A 17,257-nucleotide genomic window follows, 5' to 3' on the forward strand; every position below is an offset into this window, starting at 1 on the left:
GGGAAAGTCTGACTATTAGTTCAGTTTAAGGGGTCTTGCATCCCAGCGAAATGCATTTCCGTGGTTGTCCTACCCGGAAAAATCGGAAACAAGAGGGCGCAATCGACCCAAGGACCGTCTCAAGGGCTGAGATCAGATGAGCACCGAAGAACTTCCCCCGCGCGAATCCATGGAATTCGACGTCGTCATCGTCGGCGCCGGCCCCTCGGGCCTGGCCGCGGCGATCCGGCTGAAGCAGATCAATGCCGATCTCAACGTCGTCGTCGTGGAAAAGGGCTCCGAGGTCGGCGCGCACATTCTCTCCGGCGCCGTGATCGATCCGGTCGGGCTCGACAAGCTGATCCCGGACTGGCGCGAGGATTCCGACTGCCCGCTGAAGACTGAGGTCAAGGACGACCGCTTCTACTGGATGACCGCCGGCGGCGCGATCAAGCTGCCGGGCTTCATGATGCCGCCGCTGATGGACAACCATCACTGCTACATCGGCTCACTCGGCATGGTCTGCCGTTGGCTTGCCACCAAAGCCGAAGCGCTTGGCGTCGAGATCTATCCGGGCTTTGCCGCGGCCGAAGTGCTCTATGACGAGCAGGGCGCGGTGAAGGGCATTGCCACTGGCGACATGGGCGTCGGCCGCGACGGCAAGCCGAAGGACTCCTTTACCCGTGGCATGGAACTGCTCGGCAAATACACGCTGTTCGCGGAAGGCGCCCGCGGCAGCCTGACCAAGCTGCTCATCAACAAATTCGCGCTGGATTCCAACCGGGAGCCGCCGAAGTTCGGCATCGGCCTGAAGGAAGTCTGGCAGATCGATCCCGCCAAGCATCAGAAGGGCATGATTCAGCATTCGTTCGGCTGGCCGCTCGATCTGAAGACCGGCGGCGGCTCGTTCCTCTATCATTACGACGACAATCTCGTCGCGGTCGGCTTCGTCGTGCACTTGAACTACGACGACCCGTATCTGTCGCCGTTCGACGAGTTCCAGCGCTTCAAGACCCACCCCTCGATCCGCGGCACGTTTGAGGGCGCCAAGCGGCTCGCTTATGGTGCGCGCGCCATCACCGAAGGCGGTTACCAGTCCGTGCCGAAGCTGACGTTCCCCGGCGGCGCGCTGGTCGGCTGCGCGGCCGGCTTCGTCAACGTGCCCCGCATCAAGGGCGTGCACAACGCGATGGGCACCGGCATGCTCGCGGCAGAACATGTCGCAGCGGCGCTTAAAGCCGATCGCGCCAATGACGAGATCGTCGACTACGAGAACGCCTGGCGCTCCTCGTCCGTCGGCAAGGATCTGTTCCTGGTTCGCAACGTCAAGCCGTTGTGGTCGAAGTTCGGCACCGTGCTCGGCGTCGCACTTGGCGGCATCGACATGTGGTGCAACACGCTGTTCGGCGGCTCGCTGTTCGGCACGCAGTCGCATGCCAAGCCTGACCGCGCCACGCTCGATCCGGCCAAGCAGCACGCGCCGAAGAACTACCCGAAGCCGGACGGCAAGATCTCCTTCGACAAGCTGTCCTCGGTGTTCATGTCCAACACCAATCATGAAGAGGATCAGCCGGTCCATCTCCGGGTTGCAGACATGAACCTGCAGAAGACATCCGAGCACGACGTCTTCGCCGGTCCCTCGAATCGCTATTGCCCGGCCGGCGTCTATGAGTGGGTCGAGGAGGGCGCGAGCCCGCGCTACCAGATCAACGCCCAGAATTGCGTCCACTGCAAAACCTGCGACGTGAAGGACCCCAACGGTAACATCACCTGGGTTCCCCCGGAGGGTGGCGGCGGTCCAAACTACGAGGCGATGTAAGAACGAGCAGATCGGAGCGACGTCAGAGCGGACCCGGTCACAAAAGGTGATCTGACGCACGTTCGCGTGAGGACCCGGCTGCGGCTACCCGTCGCGGCCACGATACGGCCATACTGGCGGCGTCTTGGGGCTCTGTTGGCGGATTTGGGGCGTGCGGAGGGGATCGCCCGGCCCGAATCCTTGCGGCGAAGCGCCAAAAGCGGCATTGTCGGCCCGACGGTTCCGGGTCCGATGCCACCGGCCGCGTTCGCATGCGATACGGCCTTCTGCTGCAAACCCAGGCACTACCAACTCAAGGCGAGCCCTGATGTTCTCAAATCGTTTCAACCGCTGGACTGTTGCCGCCATCGCCCTGATGGGCACAGCGATCGCGACGGTCCCCGGCGCGGTCCTGGCGCAGACGCCGGACCACCCGTCCGACACGGCGGCGCAATTCCCGAGCCGAAACGATCTGAAATCGCTCACCACCGCCGGCAGCTATCTCGCCGCCCGCCACGCCAGCGTCGAGCGCGACGCGACATCGGCCGCTGCCTTCTACCGCTCGGCGCTTCGCACCGACCCGAAGAACAACGAGCTGCTCGACCGCGCCTTCATCTCGTCGGTCGCGGACGGTGACATCGACGAAGCCGTCAAGCTCGCCGAGCGCATCCTCACCATTGACAAGACCAACCGTGTCGCGCGCCTCGTCGTCGGCGTGCATGATCTCAAGGTCAAGAAGTACGCGGCCGCGCAGACCAACATCAACCAGTCGATCCGCGGTCCGATCACCGATCTCGTCGCCACGCTGCTGTCCGGCTGGGCCGCCTATGGCGCGGGCGATGCCAAGGGCGGTGTCGCTACCATCGACAAGCTCGCCGGTCCGGAATGGTATCCGCTGTTCAAGGATCTCCACGCCGGCCTGATCCTCGAGCTTGCCGGCAAGGAGAAAGACGCGGGCACCCGCTTCGAGCGCGCCTACAAGCTCGACGATTCCATGCTGCGCGTCACCGAGGCCTATGCGCGCTGGCTGTCGCGCAATAAGGACTCGGCTGCCGCGACCACCGTCTATCAGGCGTTCGACAAGAAGCTCGCCCGTCATCCGCTGATCGTGGAGGGCTTGCGCGAAACCAAGGCCGGCAAGAAGATGCCGCCGCTGGTCGATTCCGCGCAAGCGGGCGCCGCCGAGGCGCTCTACGGCATCGGCGCGACGCTGACCCGCCGCGGCGGGGAGGATCTGGCGCTGGTCTATCTCCAGCTCTCGCTCTACCTCCAGCCGACCCATCCGCTGGCGCTGCTCTCGCTCGCCGATCTCTATGAATCGGTGAAACGGCCGCAGATGGCGATCAAGGTCTACGAGCGCGTGCCATCGACCTCGCCGCTCAAGCGCAACGCGCAGATCCAGCTCGCCATCGATCTCGACTCCGCCGATCGTACCGACGAGGCGATCAAGATTCTCAAGGGCGTCACGACAGAAGATGCCAAGGATCTCGAAGCCATCATGGCGCTCGGCAACATCGAGCGCGGCCGCAAGCGGTTCGGCGACTGCGGCGCGACCTATTCGCGCGGCATCGACGTGCTGCCGCCCGGCGCCGACAAGGCCAACAGCGTCTGGTACTATTATCGCGGCATCTGCGAGGAGCGTTCCAAGGAATGGGCCAAGGCCGAAGCCGACATGAAGAAGGCGGCTCGAGCTGCAGCCCGACCAGCCGCATGTCCTCAACTATCTCGGCTATTCCTGGATCGACCAGGGCGTCAATCTCGACGAGGGCATGAAGATGATCAAGCGCGCCGTCGAGCAGCGTCCCGACGACGGCTACATCGTCGACTCGCTCGGCTGGGCTTACTACCGCATCGGCAATTACGAAGAGGCGGTGAAGAACCTCGAGCGCGCGATCGACCTCAAGCCCGAGGATCCCACCATCAACGATCACCTCGGCGATGCCTATTGGCGTGTCGGCCGCACGCTGGAAGCCAAATTCCAGTGGGCCCACGCCCGCGATCTCAAGCCCGAGCCGGAGGAGCTTCCGAAGATCGAGGCCAAGATCGCCAACGGCCTCGCCGCCGAGGACAATTCGAACTCTTCAGCCGCGCAGGCGGACAAGAAGAAAGACGACGACAAGGGCGGCTAGTCTGAGTGAGTTCTGGGGGCTGATCGCCGATGCCGGCGTTGATTGAAGAAGGGCGGGCGAAGGTCAATTTGAGCCTTCGCGTCGTCGGCCGTCGTACGGACGGCTATCACGATCTCCAAAGCGTGGTCGCCTTCGCCGACTGCGCCGATCGTTTGACGCTGGATCCGGGCGCCGAGTTGAAGCTCGCCACGACCGGACCGCTGGCTGCGGCCTGCGGCGAGACCTCCGACAATCTCGTGCTCAAGGCCGCCAGGCTTCTGGCCGCAGCCGTGCCGAACCTGAAGCTCGGGGCCTTCGCGCTCGACAAGGTGCTGCCTGTTGCGGCCGGTATCGGCGGCGGCTCGGCCGACGCCGCGGCGGCGCTGCGGCTGCTGGTGCGTCTCAACGATCTGTCGCTCGATGATATCAGGCTCCAGAAGGTCGCGCTCGCGACCGGCGCCGACGTGCCGGTGTGCCTGTTCTCGCGCGCCTGCGACATGACCGGCGTCGGCGAGCAGTTGTTGCCTTTGGCGCTGCCGAGCATGCCCTGCGTGATGGTCAATCCGCGCGTGCCTGTTGCCACCAAGGATGTGTTCAGGGAGTTGGGCCTGCGCAACGGCGAGCTCCTGGTGGGCGCCACATCCGTTCTCGCCGCTCCGGCCTGGCCGGAGGAGGGCGCGTCGATTGCCGATTGGGTCGGCGTCCTCGAAGCCGTCCCCAACGATCTGGAAGCTCCTGCGCTGCGGATCGAGCCCGCGATCGGTGAGGTGCTGGAAGCCTTGCGCGACACCGCCGGCGTCAAGCTCGCCCGCATGTCCGGCTCGGGTGCGACCTGCTTTGCGATCTATGGCGCGCCCACGGATGCGCACGCCGCCGCCGAAAAAATCCGGCGTGATCATCCCGGCTGGTGGGTGCATGCGGGGACGTTGAGCTAAGTATCTCCCGGAAGACGATCCGTAGCCCGGATGAGCGAAGCGACATCCGGGATTCTTGCTCGCAGTTTCCCGTATGTCGCTTCGCTCATACGGGCTACGAGTCCTCAGCAAGCCCAAGAAATCCCCGGATCTCGCCCAACACCTCTTGCGGCTTGTCGTGCTGCAGCCAGTGCCCGGCCCCGGCGATGGTCTCGATGCGCGCCTGCGGGAAGTAGCGCTCCAGGCCCGCTGCCCTGGCGCCGGCCAGAAAGCTCTCGTCCGCATTGAGCAGCAGCGTCGGGCAGGCGATGCGCGACCACAGCGCGACGTGATCGTCCGGCCAGAGCCGATGTGGCGCGCTGGCGCGCTGGTAGGGATCGAACTTCCAGCTATAGGTGCCGTCCTCGTTCCGCCGCGCGCCGTGAGTGGCAAGATGCAGCGCGAGCTCGCGGGACAGCCGCTTGTTGTGAAGCACCATCTGCGCGGCCGCATCTTCGAGGGTCGAATAGCGGCGCGGCGTGCGGTCGTGCAGTCTGTCGAGCTGGCCAACCCATTTACCTATGCGCTCATGCGCCGGCGGTTTGGGCGCGTCCGGCAGCATGGTCACGCCGTCGAGCACGACGAGCTTTGCGACCTGCTCGGGGAATGATCCCGAAAAGATCAGGCTCACCATGCCGCCCATCGAATGGCCGATGAGAGTTACCCGGGATGCGGCGATGGTGCCGACGAGCCGGGTGAGATCGTAGACATATTCGGTCAGCGCGTAGCTGCCGCCCTTGGTCCAGTCGGAATCGCCGTGACCGCGCAAATCGGGCGCGACCACGTGAAAATGCGGTTGCAGCGATTTGGCGATGACATCCCAGCTGCGGCAATGATCGCGGCCGCCGTGGACCAGGATGAGCGGCGGCGCGCCCTCGTTGCCCCAATCGGCATAATGTAGCCGCAGGCCGTGCGATTCATAGAAGCGGCTATGCGGGGCAGGCATCGTGCGGCGATCCTCTCGTATCGGGATAAGGCGACAGCAGCAATGACGTAGCCTGCTGCGAGTCCTCGCGTCTAGCTCATCCTCCGAAAGATCACGCTGGCATTCACCCCGCCGAAGCCGAATCCGTTGGAGATGGCGTGCCGCATCGGCATCGGCCGCGCGCTGCCGGAGACGATGTCGATACCGTCAGCGCTCGCGTCGGGGTTTTCGAAATTGAGCGTCGGCGGCGCAATCTGGTCGCGCAAGGCGAGGATGGTGAAGATCGCCTCGAGCCCGCCGGCGGCGCCGAGCAGATGGCCGGTGGCCGATTTGGTTGCGCTCACCGCAACATTCCGATTGCGGCCGAACAGCGCAGCGATGGCGCCAAGCTCGCTCTCGTCGCCGGCTGGCGTCGAGGTCGCATGTGCGTTGAGGTGCTGCAGATCCCCGGGCGCAAGGTTGGCCTGCCGAAGCGCGATCTCCATGGCGCGGCGGGCGCCGTCGCCATCAGGCGGACCCGACGTCATGTGATAGGCATCCGCCGTGGTGCCGTAGCCGACGATCTCCGCGATCGGCGTGGCGCCGCGCGCGAGCGCATGCTCCAGCTCCTCGATCACCAGGATGCCGGCGCCTTCGCCCATGACAAAGCCGTCGCGGTCACGATCGAACGGCCGCGAAGCGCGTGCGGGCTCGCCGTTGAAGGAGCTCGATAGCGCACGCGCCGCCGCAAAGCCGCCGAGGCTGACGATGTCGATGCAGGCCTCGGCACCGCCGCAGATCGCGACATCGGCTTCGCCCGCGCGGATCATACGCGCGGCATCGCCGATCGCCTGGACGCCGGCGGCACACGCCGTGACCGGCGTTCCCAGCGCACCCTTGTAGCCGTATCTGATCGAGACATGGCCGGCGGCGAGATTGGCGAGAAACGAGGGGATCGTGAACGGCGAGAGCCGGCGCGGCCCGCGCTGTTCGGTGATGCGAACCGCCTCCGCCATCGCCGGGAAGCCGCCGACGCCGGAGGCGATGATCGTCGCGGTCCGCTTCCAGCGCCGCCGCATCCTGCGGCGTCCATCCGGCCTGCGCGACCGCCTCCGCGGTGGCGAGCAGGGCGAACAGAATGAAGCGGTCCATCTTGCGCTGGTCTTTTGGCGCGGCGGCCTGCGCCGGGTCAAAGCCGCCTTCGGCATCGTCGGCCTTGTCGGGCACGAGGCCTGCGATGCGCGCGGGCAGCGCCTGCGACCATTCGGGCAGAGGACGCAGTCCGCTTTGACCGGCGAGCAGCCGGCGCCACGACAGTTCGACACCGCAGCCGAGCGGCGACACCGCGCCCATGCCTGTTACGACGATACGACGCATGTCAGTCTCCGGCCGGCGCGACCGCCGGGTTCATGGCCTTGAGCGAGGCGAGCCGCGCGCGCATCCCGCGGCTTGCGCGCGGCCCCGCGATGACGACCGCATCGGCAAGTGTAATGGGGTGCATGTCGGTGGCATCGACGACCACCGGATCGAGCGGGCGACGATCGCTGCGATTCGCCAGCACGATGGATTCGCCCTTCGGCGCCAGATGCCTGTTGCCCCAGGCAAGCAGCGTAGCGATCACGGGAAAGAAATCCCGCGCCTTGTCCGTCAGCACATATTCGTAGCGCGGCGGCCGCTCATGATAGCGGCGTCGCACGAACATGCCGTTCGCGGTGAGATGGGCAAGTCGCCGCGACAGGATGTTCGGCGCGATCCCGAGGCTCTGCGAGAACTCGTCGAACTTCGTGGCGCCCTGGAACGCATCCCGCAGAATCAAGATGCTCCACCACTCGCCGACCGTCTCCACGGCGCGGCCGACCGGGCATTCCAGGATCGAGGGGGATTTGGGCTGCATGGCAGCAAGGTAAGGTAGTAACTTGCAAAATGCAAGTCACCTGTGAAGCTTGCGCGGAGCGCGAGAGTGAACTGCGAGACCGTGAGGCTGGCGTCGTTATTTGAGCTATCGCTGCGATTAGAAGCGCGAATTTGGCGAGTGACGGCCGAGCGTCATACTCCGTCATTGCGAGCGCAGCGACGCAATCCAGAGTCTTGCCGCGGAGGCAGACTGGATTGCTTCGCTGCGCTCGCAATGACGGAGATCTAGCAGCGAGCACCCCTCCATCGCCGTCACCCTGAGGCGCTCGTCTGGCGACGCGATAGCGTCGCTGGGCGAGCCTCGAAGGGCGACGGCCCGGCTGTATCTCGGCCGTGCATCCTTCGAGGCTCGCTACGCGAGCGCCTCAGGATGACGGGGCTGATGGCAGTGCAAAGCGATAAGCGTGTCGGGCCTACCGCCGACCTTAGTGTGACCGTGCCAGGCAGAACGCCACGACCTGCTCCAGCGCGCTCTTCATCGGCGACGACGGGAACAGCGCCAGCGCATCGACCGCCATGGCGCCGTAGTGGTGGGCGCGGCTGATTGTGTCCTCGAGCGCGCGGTGCTTGTTCATCAGGCCGATGGCGTGGTCGAGGTCGGTGTCGCCGATCTCGCCGCGCTCCAGCGCCTTGATCCAGAAGGCGCGCTCGGTGTCGTTGCCGCGGCGGAAGGCGAGCACCACCGGCAGCGTGATCTTGCCCTCGCGGAAATCGTCGCCGGTGTTCTTGCCGAGTTTTGCGCTCTTGCCGCCATAGTCGAGCACGTCGTCGACGAGCTGGAAGGCGATGCCGAGATTCATGCCGACTGAGCGGCAGGCGGTCTGCTCGGCCTTCGGCCGGTTGGCGATCACGGGGCCGACCTCGCAGGCGGCCGCGAACAGCTCGGCGGTCTTGCCGCGGATCACGGCGAGATATTCGTCCTCGGTGGTCGCGGTGTTCTTGGCAGCCGCAAGCTGCATCACCTCGCCCTCGGCGATGGTGGCGGCGGCCGCCGAAAGAATATCGAGCGCGCGGAGCGAGCCGACCTCGACCATCATGCGAAACGCCTGGCCCAGCAGGAAGTCGCCGACCAGCACGCTCGCCTCGTTGCCCCAGAGCATGCGCGCCGACAGCTTGCCGCGGCGCATCTCGCTCTCGTCGACGACGTCGTCGTGGAGCAGGGTCGCGGTGTGCATGAACTCGACGGATGCCGCGAGCTTGATGTGGCCGTCGCCGGTGTAGCCGGCGAGGTTGGCCATGGCGAGCGTCAGCATCGGGCGCAGGCGCTTGCCGCCGGAGGAGATCAGATGGTTGGCGACCTCCGGGATCATGGTCACGTCAGAACCGGTCCGCGACAGGATCGTGGCGTTGACGCGCTCCATGTCACCGGCGACAAGGGCAACCAGCTCTTCGATCGACGCGCCGGGAGTTTCGAAAGGTACGATGACGGCCACGCCGGTCTCCAATATTTGCCCCGGAGGGGCTATTCTGATGGAAATACAATAGAAACTGCAGGCTGATGCGGCAAGTGCTGCGGAACCATTGACATTTGCCGCTTTACCCCCTCCAGGCAGGAGACCTGTTTTGCGTGAACTGGTTCGGACCAACGATATGGTGCTGGTGTCGGCGATCGGAGCGCTGCTCGACGGCGCCAATATCCATCATCTGGTGCTGGACCAGAACATGAGCATCATCGAGGGCTCGCTCGGCATCCTGCCGCGGCGGATCCTGGTCCATGAGGACGACGCCCTCGAGGCGCGGGCGCTCCTCACCGAGGCCGGCCTCAGCCACGAATTGCGCGGCGATGATTGAGGCGCCGGCAGACATCACCGAGGACGCCTTTCTCGGCGGCCAGTTGCGGCTGAAGCAGAAGCGGTCCGGCCACCGCGCCGGCCATGACGCCATCCTGCTCGCGGCGGCGACGGAGGCGAGGGCAGGCGACCGCGTGGTCGATCTCGGCGCCGGCGTCGGCACGGCCGGGCTGGCGCTCGCCCGCCGCGTGGCGGGAATAAGTCTCAGCCTGGTCGAGATCGATCCGGAACTTGCGCAGCTTGCGCGGGCCAATGCGGCGGCGAATGCGATTGCCGCCGAGACGATAGTGCTCGATGTCACGGCCGATGCGTCGGCGTTTGCGGAGCACGGGCTTTTGCCCGACAGCGTCGATGCGGTGCTGATGAACCCGCCCTTCAACGATCCCGCGCGTCACCGCGGCTCGCCGGATCAGGCCCGCCATGTCGCGCATGTAGCGACGAGCGAGACGCTGGATGGCTGGGTGCATGCGGCGCGGCGCATCCTCCGATCGAATGGCGCGCTGACATTGATCTGGCGTGCAGATGGGATCGCCGAGGTCCTGACAGCGTTGTCACGCGGCTTCGGCAGCCTGTCGATCCTTCCGATTCATGGCGAGGCGGGACGGCCGGCGATCCGCGTGCTGGTGCGCGCAGTCAAGGGCGGCCGGGCCCCGGCGCGATTGCTGCCGGGCCTCATGCTCAACGAAGAGGCGCGCGTGCCTAAGAAAGAGGTCGGGGAAGTTCTGGAAGGGAGAGCGGTTTTGCCGCTGGCGGAGCCGTGGAGCTTACTGCGGAAGCGATTCCGGCTGCTGTTCCTGCGCTGACGTCATGCGAATCGCCGTGAAAAGCGCACCGACCAGGAGCATCAGCAGATAGATCTTCATGGCGTTCCTCCACTGCTTTATTGCAGCTTTCCTACGGACAAACTGCAAAACACGTTCCAGGCACTTCCAATGACAGTCGCGTGATAAGAAATGGTTAACCAGAGGTAGTGGCATGGCCGAACATTTGAACGATCGTGAGAGTTCCGGCCTGGCCGACAAGCTCATGCAATACCTCCCGGCGCGTTTCCGCCCGGGGACGGCGGTGGTGCCGGTGGTGCGGCTGTCCGGTGTGATCGGCGCGGTGACGCCGCTGCGCCCGGGCATGTCGCTGGCGGGAGTCGCGCGGGTGCTGGAGCGGGCCTTCTCGATGCGGAACGCCAAGGCAGTGGCGCTGGTGATCAACTCGCCCGGCGGCTCGCCGGTGCAGTCGCGCCAGATCTATCTGCGCATCAAGCAACTCGCGGCGGAGAAGAAGCTGCCGGTGCTGGTGTTCGTGGAGGACGTCGCAGCCTCCGGCGGCTACATGATCGCCTGCGCCGGCGACGAGATCATTTGCGATCCGTCCTCGATCCTCGGCTCGATCGGCGTGGTCGGCGGTAGCTTTGGTTTCCAGGAAGCGATCAGGCGGCTCGGTATCGAGCGGCGCCTCTACACGGCCGGCACCCACAAGGCCATGCTCGATCCGTTCCTGCCCGAAAATCCGGACGACGTCGCCAAGCTGAAGGCGATCCAGCGCGAGATCCACCAGATCTTCATTTCGCTGGTGAAGGACAGCCGCGGCGCCCGGCTGAAGGGGGCGGACGATACCCTGTTCACGGGCGAATACTGGGCCGGCGAGAGTGCAGTCGCGCTGGGGCTCGCCGACAGCATCGGCGATCTCCGCTCAACTCTTCGTGCCCGCTATGGCGAGAAGGTTCTCACCCCCGTGATTGCGCAGCCGAGCGGGCTCTTGTCCGGCCTTTTCGGACGAAAACCGGCCGGCGCGGGCCAGCTTTCGGCCATGGAATCAATGGCCGGGCTGCCGGACGAGTTGATCTCGGCGGTCGAAACGCGTGCGATTTGGGCGAAATTCGGGTTCTAGGCGGAGCCCACCCGCGCCATTTGGTCCGTGCCGAGCCAATTGCGGCGCGGCCCGGTCTGCGCAAGAATGTCCGTGGGGGTTGAGTATTGAACAAGGAACGACCGATGCCGCCGTTCGTCGCATTCGCGGGCGTCCTGGGCGGGCTTGCCGTGGTCCGCTGGGCCTACAAGACCGCTGTCCGGATCAACCATGAGCTGGAGGAGATGCGCCTCTCACGCGTCGCCGAGGCCGCCCACGCCGGGAATATTCAGACGCTGAAGCGTGACCCTGTGACCGGGGCTTACCGGCCGGGTTAGCGGCCACAGGCGTCATGCCCGGGCTTGTCCCGGGCATCCACGTTCTTCGTACCGCGACCCAAGTCGTGGATGGCCGGGACAAGCCCGGCCATGACGGGGTTAGGCTGCTTTCCGGCCCTTTGCCTTGATTCCCACCCCCGCCGTCGATACGGTCCCGCGCGATTCAAAACCCCCGCGAGAGCCTGATCTGACGATGGACGCCTCCTTGCCCGCCCATATGCGCCCGGAACGCTCGTTCCAGGGCTTCATCCTCGCGCTCCAGACCTTCTGGGCCGAGCAGGGCTGCGTGATCCTGCAGCCCTACGACATGGAGATGGGCGCGGGCACCTTCCATCCGGCGACCACGCTGCGCGCGCTCGGGCCGAAGCCCTGGAACGCCGCCTATGTGCAGCCGTCGCGCCGGCCCAAGGACGGCCGCTACGGCGAGAATCCGAACCGGATGCAGCACTACTACCAGTTCCAGGTGATCATGAAGCCGTCGCCGCCGAACCTTCAGGAGCTGTACCTGAAGTCGCTCGCCGCGATCGGCATCGATTCCGCCGTGCACGACATCCGCTTCGTCGAGGACGATTGGGAGAGCCCGACGCTGGGCGCCTGGGGTTTGGGGTGGGAATGCTGGTGCGACGGCATGGAAGTCAGCCAGTTCACCTACTTCCAGCAGGTTGCCGGCGTCGAATGCGCGCCGGTCGCGGGCGAACTCACCTATGGCCTCGAACGCCTCGCGATGTATGTGCAGGGCGTCGATCGCGTCTACGACCTCAACTTCAATGGCCGCGACGGCGATGCCAAGGTCACCTATGGCGACGTCTTTCTGCAGGCCGAGCGGGAATACTCGAAGCACAACTTTGAAGTCGCGGACACCGCGATGCTGTTCGAGCTATTCAAGATGGCGGAAGCCGCGTGCCGCAAATACCTCGACGCCGGTTGGAAAGATGGCAAGCGCGAGGCGCATCTGATGGCGCTGCCGGCCTATGACCAGTGCATCAAGGCGAGCCACGTCTTCAACCTGCTCGACGCCCGCGGCGTGATCTCCGTGACCGAGCGGCAGAGCTACATTCTTCGCGTGCGTGAGCTGGCAAAAGCCTGCGGCGAGGCCTGGATTCATACTGAAGCGGGCGGAGCGGCCTGATGCCTGATCTCCTGCTTGAACTGTTCTCGGAAGAAATCCCCGCGCGCATGCAGGCCAAGGCGGCCGACGATCTGCGCCGCATGGTCACCGACAAGCTCGTCGCCGAAGGTCTCGTCTACGAAGGCGCCAAGGCGTTCGCGACGCCGCGCCGCCTCGCGCTGACCGTGCACGGTATCCCCGCGCGCCAGCCTGATCTCAAGACCGAACGCCGCGGACCGAAAATCGGTGCGCCCGATGCGGCTGTGCAAGGCTTTCTGAAAGCGACGGGACTGAAATCGCTGGATGAGGCCAAGATCCAGCGCGACCCCAAGGGTGACTTCTACATCGGACTGATCGAGAAGCCCGGACGTCCGGCAATCGACGTGCTCGCGGAAATCCTGCCCGTTATCATCCGCACCTTCCCTTGGCCGAAGTCGATGCGCTGGGGCGCGCGTTCGGGCAAGCCGGGCGCGCTCAACTGGGTGCGTCCGCTGCATGCGATCACCGCCACTTTCGGCATCGAGACCGAAGAGCCTGACGTCGTGAAGTTCGAGGTCGACGGCATCGAGAGCGGCCAGACCACCTACGGCCATCGCTTCCTCGCGCCGGCTGCGATCAACGTGCGCCGCTTCGAGGATTACGACGCCAAGCTGCTCGCCGCGAAGGTCGTGCTCGACCCCCAGCGGCGCAAGGACGCGATCCTCACCGACGCCAAGCAGCTTGCGTTCGCGCAAGGCTTCGACCTCGTCGAGGACCAGAACCTGCTCGACGAGGTCGCCGGCCTCGTCGAATGGCCGGTCGTGCTGATGGGCTCGTTCGAACCGGAGTTTCTGGCGACACCCGCCGAAGTGATCCGCGCCACCATCCGCAACAACCAGAAGTGCTTCGTCGTCAGCGATCCCAAGACCGGCAAACTCGCCAACAAGTTCATCCTGGTCGCCAATATCGAGGCCACCGACGGCGGCAAGACCATCATCGCCGGCAACGAGCGCGTCATCCGTGCACGGCTGAGCGATGCGAAGTTCTTTTACGAGACGGACCTGAAGACGAAGCTCGAGGATCGACTGCCGAAGTTCGAGCAGATCGTATTCCATGAGAAGCTTGGTACGCAGTCGGAGCGCATCAAGCGGATCGAACTGTTAGCAGGATATTTCGCCCCGCGAGTAGATGCGGATGTAAAGATGGCGAAACGAGCCGCATCTCTTGCAAAGGCCGACCTATTAACTGAAGTCGTCGGTGAATTCCCTGAGGTGCAGGGCCTAATGGGCAAGTACTATGCGCTGGCTCAAGGCGAGGACGCTTCCGTCGCCGCGGCTTGCGAGGAGCACTACAAACCCCAGGGACCTGCCGATCGCGTGCCGACCGATCCGGTCAGCGTCGCGGTGGCGCTGGCCGACAAGATTGATACGCTGGTTGGCTTCTGGGCGATCGACGAGAAACCGACAGGATCAAAAGATCCTTACGCGTTACGGCGTGCGGCGCTTGGCGTGATCCGAATATTGCTTGACCGCGACATTAAGCTTAGCCTCACGGACGCAATAACGAGCGCTGCGATTTCAATTCGTACCCAATTCATCAACCGCGAGACACTGAAACTTGGTGGGATGGCCCAAGTCTCGTTCAATCGAGATAACTTCATCGAGGGTGGGTTTCCGATTATCTCGTCTAACGTGACGACCGCAATTTCCAATACTGTCGATGCGGATGAAAATTGGCGGCGGCTAGGCGATTTGAGCTTGGGCGTGCTGATCAGCTTCTTGAGGGAAGAAGAAGATCCAGAGGGCAGACTCTACTACGTCCCCTCAACCGAAAATTCGGTGAGTATCAGGCCTTGGGCTTTCTTGCCTGATCTGCTCGCCTTCTTCGCCGACCGCCTGAAAGTCCAGCTCCGCGAGCAGGGCGCGCGGCACGATCTCGTCGATGCCGTATTCGCGCTCGGCGGCCAGGACGATCTCCTGATGATCGTTCGCCGCGTCGAGGCGCTCGGCAAATTCCTCGAGACCGATGACGGCAAGAATTTGCTGGCCGGCATCAAGCGCGCCAGCAATATTCTCGGCATCGAGGAGAAGAAGGACAAGCGCAGCTTCGACGGCGCGCCCGATGCTGCGCTCTACGGCCTCGATGAGGAGAAGGCGCTGGCGAAGGCGATCGGCGAGGTGACGGCGGAAGCGAGTGCCGCGGTCGCCAAGGAAGACTTCGCCGCCGCGATGACCGCGATGGCCAAGCTGCGTCCGCCGGTGGATGCGTTCTTCGACAAGGTTCGCGTCAACGACGACGATCCGAAGGTGCGTGAGAACCGCCTGAAGCTGCTCAACGAGATCCGCAGCGCCACGCGTGCGGTGGCGGATTTCTCGAAGATCGAACGCTGATCGCTCTCGCCCAGCTTTGGGCGCTCCCGGTTAACACCAGGGAACGCTAGATCCAGAAACATCCGGTAACATACGGAAACATTCATACTTGGTTAACCATGCTCTGAAATGGTGCATGTGGGGATAACGCTTCGTTAACCCCAACGTGCAGCAGCGGGGAGCTGAGTGACCTCGATCAACAACAATCCCTATTCGTATCTTGGCTCGGCCTATGCGCGGGCCGGTTCGCCACAGGCGTCTTCAGCCGGTATTCTGCTGAACGATGCGGATTCTTCCGGCGCGTCCCAAGGCAATGGGGCGACCAATCTGACGCTGTCGGAGGCCGCCCGCGCGCGGCTCACTGACGCCTCGGCGCAGCCCGACTTCGCGACGCTGACCGGAGACATGCGGGCGGCACTCGACAAGGCCTATGTCGCCGCCAAGGTGACCGGGCCGATCGGGGCCGACGGCAAGACCACGGTGGACCTGTCGTCGTTCGATCGCCGCTCGCTGTTTGCGGTGTCAACCAACAATGGCGGCAAATTCAGTCCCGACGAACAGAAAGCAGCCAGCACCGAACTCTCCAACCGCTTCAACGACGCGCTGGCCCCTGCGGTAGCCACGTCGAAGCTGACGGGCAATATCAACGCGGTCTACAACGCGGCGCTGGATTATTTCGATGGTGCGAGTGGAGAGGAAAAGGCGACCGCTGCCTGGTCAGCGCTGCATACCGCGGTGACGAAGGGCGTCCAGGCGACCCGTCAGGATCCCAGCAAAGCGCCGACCTCCATCGCCAACGATCCGGTCGCCGCCTACCTCTCTGGCAATGGCGACGGCGGTACGTCGACGCCGGCGGATTTTTCGACCGTCGCCAAACGCGTCCGCGCGACTCTCGATGCCCAGGCAAAGGCTGCTGCCACCGCCGCCAAGAACCAGGTGTTCGACCCGTTGCGAAAGACCGGGCAACAGGCCGATCTCACCGGATTGGACAACCGTTCCCTTGCGGCGGTCTCGCTCAATCAGGACGGACTGTTCTCGAAGCAAGAGAGCTTCGCCGCCAAGCAGGCGCTCGATGCACGCAACCGCGCCAGCATTCTCACGGCGCTCAATCGAAGTCAGTCCACCGGCGACCCGACGCAGCTCAGCCTGGGGATTCTCAACACCTATTCGTCGATGAGCGCCGAAGAGCGCCAGGCGTCCAACTGGACGCCGACGTTCCGCGATCATGCGTTGGCGAACTATAAATCCAGCAGCCACATCATGGCGATGCTGAGAGGACACTAGGCGCGGTTGTTCGGAAGCGCGCGCGAAAAGCCCCGCCCGGCGGGGGAAGACCGGGCAGGGCCTGATGTCCGCTACTCAGCTCTACGCGTCAGCCTGATTTTTTGACGCGCCGGACATCGAGTTGAACTAGTCCATCACCTCGACGATGCGCCGCGAGCGCGGCTCGACCAGCACGGTTGCGCCGTTCACGACGGTGTAGCGGTAGGTGGTGGCGCCGAAACGTTGCGGTACGTCATAATAGGTGACGCCGCTCTCGGGTAAGGTGCTGCCGACCACCACGCGATCTGGAATGCTGAAGGCCGGTACACGTTGCTCGACGACATAGTCCCGGAAGGCGGGCCGCTGTTCGACCGCAATCGTCGGGCCACTATCGACCACGACGGGCGCGCGTCCCACTGTGATTCCGGTTTGCGCCTGCGCCGCGACGGGCGAACCGATCGCGGCCGCGAGCGCTGCAAGAGCAAGAATCCTGTTCCGCATGCAAAACTCCTTTGACATGAGTCAGCCGGCGCCAGCGGCGCGACCGGTTGGCCAATGCATGCCCCCTTCGCAATGTTCCGGGAAAGCCTTGCCGCATCAGCGGCAATTTCGGGCAGTTTTCGCGAAGTCGGGAACCCGCTCGCGTCTTGCGCGTCTCTACCCGCGGAACCCGGTCCGCTATGATCCGCCGGCGATTCGCCTCACCTTACGGAAAGACAATTCATGCACATCACCGTCGCCCACATTTCGCCGATCCTGTCGCTGCTTGCGGGCGTGCTGATCCTGATCATGCCGCGCCTGCTCAACCTGATCGTCGCGATCTTTCTGATCATAAATGGCGCGATCGGGCTTGGATTGTTGAAGTGGCTCCATCTCTAGGCCTTCATTTTCCGGAACTCTTCGACTTGCGCG

Annotated in this window: 14 protein-coding genes and 2 pseudogenes; 11 read left to right on the top strand and 5 right to left on the bottom strand. The window is 64.4% G+C overall.

Annotated elements, in window-relative coordinates; genetic code table 11:
• Positions 1–136: 136 nt before the first annotated feature.
• The 3 genes and pseudogenes from ACQ86E_RS22155 (at position 137) to ACQ86E_RS22165 (ending at position 4,820) form a co-directional block, all read left to right on the top strand.
• Entirely contained in the window at positions 137–1,798 is a 1,662-nt protein-coding gene (locus tag ACQ86E_RS22155; RefSeq protein WP_431201800.1) for an electron transfer flavoprotein-ubiquinone oxidoreductase, read from the top strand.
• Between the two features lie 307 nt (positions 1,799–2,105).
• Positions 2,106–3,906: pseudogene (locus tag ACQ86E_RS22160) on the top strand (tetratricopeptide repeat protein).
• Positions 3,907–3,935: 29 nt separating this feature from the next.
• Positions 3,936–4,820, top strand: coding sequence for a 4-(cytidine 5'-diphospho)-2-C-methyl-D-erythritol kinase (locus tag ACQ86E_RS22165; protein WP_431201801.1), 885 nt, complete (start codon positions 3,936–3,938; stop codon positions 4,818–4,820).
• 94 nt (positions 4,821–4,914) lie between these two features.
• On the opposite strand, the gene ACQ86E_RS22170 is transcribed toward ACQ86E_RS22165, so the two are convergent.
• From ACQ86E_RS22170 to ACQ86E_RS22185, 4 genes and pseudogenes are all read right to left on the bottom strand, one after another.
• The gene (locus tag ACQ86E_RS22170) at positions 4,915–5,784 is read right to left on the bottom strand and encodes an alpha/beta fold hydrolase (RefSeq protein ID WP_431201802.1); all 870 of its coding nucleotides are present in this window, start codon (positions 5,782–5,784) and stop codon (positions 4,915–4,917) included.
• A gap of 71 nt (positions 5,785–5,855) precedes the next feature.
• Positions 5,856–7,119, bottom strand: a pseudogene (gene fabF / locus ACQ86E_RS22175) (beta-ketoacyl-ACP synthase II).
• Position 7,120: 1 nt separating this feature from the next.
• Entirely contained in the window at positions 7,121–7,636 is a 516-nt protein-coding gene (locus ACQ86E_RS22180) for a winged helix-turn-helix transcriptional regulator (protein WP_431201803.1), read from the bottom strand.
• Between the two features lie 445 nt (positions 7,637–8,081).
• Positions 8,082–9,089 carry a polyprenyl synthetase family protein gene (locus tag ACQ86E_RS22185; RefSeq protein ID WP_375310519.1) on the bottom strand — a complete coding sequence of 336 codons (1,008 nt, stop codon included), beginning with the start codon at positions 9,087–9,089 and terminating at the stop codon, positions 8,082–8,084.
• A 130-nt stretch (positions 9,090–9,219) separates the two neighbouring features.
• Between ACQ86E_RS22185 and ACQ86E_RS22190 the strand changes: the two genes are divergently transcribed.
• The 7 genes from ACQ86E_RS22190 to ACQ86E_RS22220 all read left to right on the top strand — a co-directional run bounded on the left by ACQ86E_RS22190 (position 9,220) and on the right by ACQ86E_RS22220 (position 16,366).
• Complete coding sequence (locus tag ACQ86E_RS22190; protein ID WP_015687918.1) at positions 9,220–9,447, top strand: DUF2007 domain-containing protein; 228 nt, start codon at positions 9,220–9,222, stop codon at positions 9,445–9,447.
• On the top strand, positions 9,440–10,249 hold the full coding sequence (locus ACQ86E_RS22195; RefSeq protein ID WP_431201804.1) for a tRNA1(Val) (adenine(37)-N6)-methyltransferase: 810 nt from the start codon (positions 9,440–9,442) through the stop codon (positions 10,247–10,249). The genes ACQ86E_RS22190 and ACQ86E_RS22195 overlap by 8 nt, the downstream gene beginning before the upstream one ends.
• Positions 10,250–10,421: 172 nt before the next feature.
• On the top strand, positions 10,422–11,330 hold the full coding sequence (locus ACQ86E_RS22200; protein ID WP_431201805.1) for a S49 family peptidase: 909 nt from the start codon (positions 10,422–10,424) through the stop codon (positions 11,328–11,330).
• A gap of 104 nt (positions 11,331–11,434) precedes the next feature.
• Positions 11,435–11,626 carry a hypothetical protein gene (locus ACQ86E_RS22205; RefSeq protein WP_431201806.1) on the top strand — a complete coding sequence of 64 codons (192 nt, stop codon included), beginning with the start codon at positions 11,435–11,437 and terminating at the stop codon, positions 11,624–11,626.
• A gap of 193 nt (positions 11,627–11,819) precedes the next feature.
• Positions 11,820–12,755 (top strand): glycine--tRNA ligase subunit alpha, encoded by a 936-nt coding sequence (locus ACQ86E_RS22210; protein WP_431201807.1) that lies wholly within the window; start codon positions 11,820–11,822, stop codon positions 12,753–12,755.
• Positions 12,755–15,103 (top strand): glycine--tRNA ligase subunit beta, encoded by a 2,349-nt coding sequence (gene glyS / locus ACQ86E_RS22215; protein ID WP_431201808.1) that lies wholly within the window; start codon positions 12,755–12,757, stop codon positions 15,101–15,103. The genes ACQ86E_RS22210 and glyS overlap by 1 nt, the downstream gene beginning before the upstream one ends.
• A gap of 165 nt (positions 15,104–15,268) precedes the next feature.
• Positions 15,269–16,366, top strand: coding sequence for a hypothetical protein (locus ACQ86E_RS22220; protein WP_431201809.1), 1,098 nt, complete (start codon positions 15,269–15,271; stop codon positions 16,364–16,366).
• A 126-nt stretch (positions 16,367–16,492) separates the two neighbouring features.
• Here the strand turns inward: ACQ86E_RS22220 and ACQ86E_RS22225 are convergent, their stop codons facing one another.
• Positions 16,493–16,846 carry a DUF1236 domain-containing protein gene (locus tag ACQ86E_RS22225; RefSeq protein ID WP_162005913.1) on the bottom strand — a complete coding sequence of 118 codons (354 nt, stop codon included), beginning with the start codon at positions 16,844–16,846 and terminating at the stop codon, positions 16,493–16,495.
• Between the two features lie 222 nt (positions 16,847–17,068).
• Here ACQ86E_RS22225 and ACQ86E_RS22230 point away from each other — a divergent pair, with 222 nt between their 5' ends.
• A complete protein-coding gene (locus tag ACQ86E_RS22230) occupies positions 17,069–17,224 on the top strand; it encodes a DUF3096 domain-containing protein (RefSeq protein WP_007594951.1) in 156 nt (51 codons plus the stop codon).
• Positions 17,225–17,257 lie beyond the last annotated feature (33 nt).

Source organism: Bradyrhizobium betae, assembly GCF_050632175.1.
Taxonomy (GTDB): domain Bacteria; phylum Pseudomonadota; class Alphaproteobacteria; order Rhizobiales; family Xanthobacteraceae; genus Bradyrhizobium; species Bradyrhizobium betae_B.

What these genes read in the sequence shown, in the direction of transcription:
- ACQ86E_RS22155 (WP_431201800.1), top strand. Translation starts at nt 137, where the DNA reads ATGAGCACCGAAGAACTTCCCCCGCGCGAATCCATGGAATTCGACGTC.
- ACQ86E_RS22165 (WP_431201801.1), top strand. Translation starts at nt 3,936, where the DNA reads ATGCCGGCGTTGATTGAAGAAGGGCGGGCGAAGGTCAATTTGAGCCTT.
- ACQ86E_RS22170 (WP_431201802.1), bottom strand. Translation starts at nt 5,784, where the DNA reads ATGCCTGCCCCGCATAGCCGCTTCTATGAATCGCACGGCCTGCGGCTA.
- ACQ86E_RS22180 (WP_431201803.1), bottom strand. Translation starts at nt 7,636, where the DNA reads ATGCAGCCCAAATCCCCCTCGATCCTGGAATGCCCGGTCGGCCGCGCC.
- ACQ86E_RS22195 (WP_431201804.1), top strand. Translation starts at nt 9,440, where the DNA reads ATGATTGAGGCGCCGGCAGACATCACCGAGGACGCCTTTCTCGGCGGC.
- ACQ86E_RS22200 (WP_431201805.1), top strand. Translation starts at nt 10,422, where the DNA reads ATGGCCGAACATTTGAACGATCGTGAGAGTTCCGGCCTGGCCGACAAG.
- ACQ86E_RS22205 (WP_431201806.1), top strand. Translation starts at nt 11,435, where the DNA reads ATGCCGCCGTTCGTCGCATTCGCGGGCGTCCTGGGCGGGCTTGCCGTG.
- ACQ86E_RS22210 (WP_431201807.1), top strand. Translation starts at nt 11,820, where the DNA reads ATGGACGCCTCCTTGCCCGCCCATATGCGCCCGGAACGCTCGTTCCAG.
- glyS (WP_431201808.1), top strand. Translation starts at nt 12,755, where the DNA reads ATGCCTGATCTCCTGCTTGAACTGTTCTCGGAAGAAATCCCCGCGCGC.
- ACQ86E_RS22225 (WP_162005913.1), bottom strand. Translation starts at nt 16,846, where the DNA reads ATGCGGAACAGGATTCTTGCTCTTGCAGCGCTCGCGGCCGCGATCGGT.
- ACQ86E_RS22230 (WP_007594951.1), top strand. Translation starts at nt 17,069, where the DNA reads ATGCACATCACCGTCGCCCACATTTCGCCGATCCTGTCGCTGCTTGCG.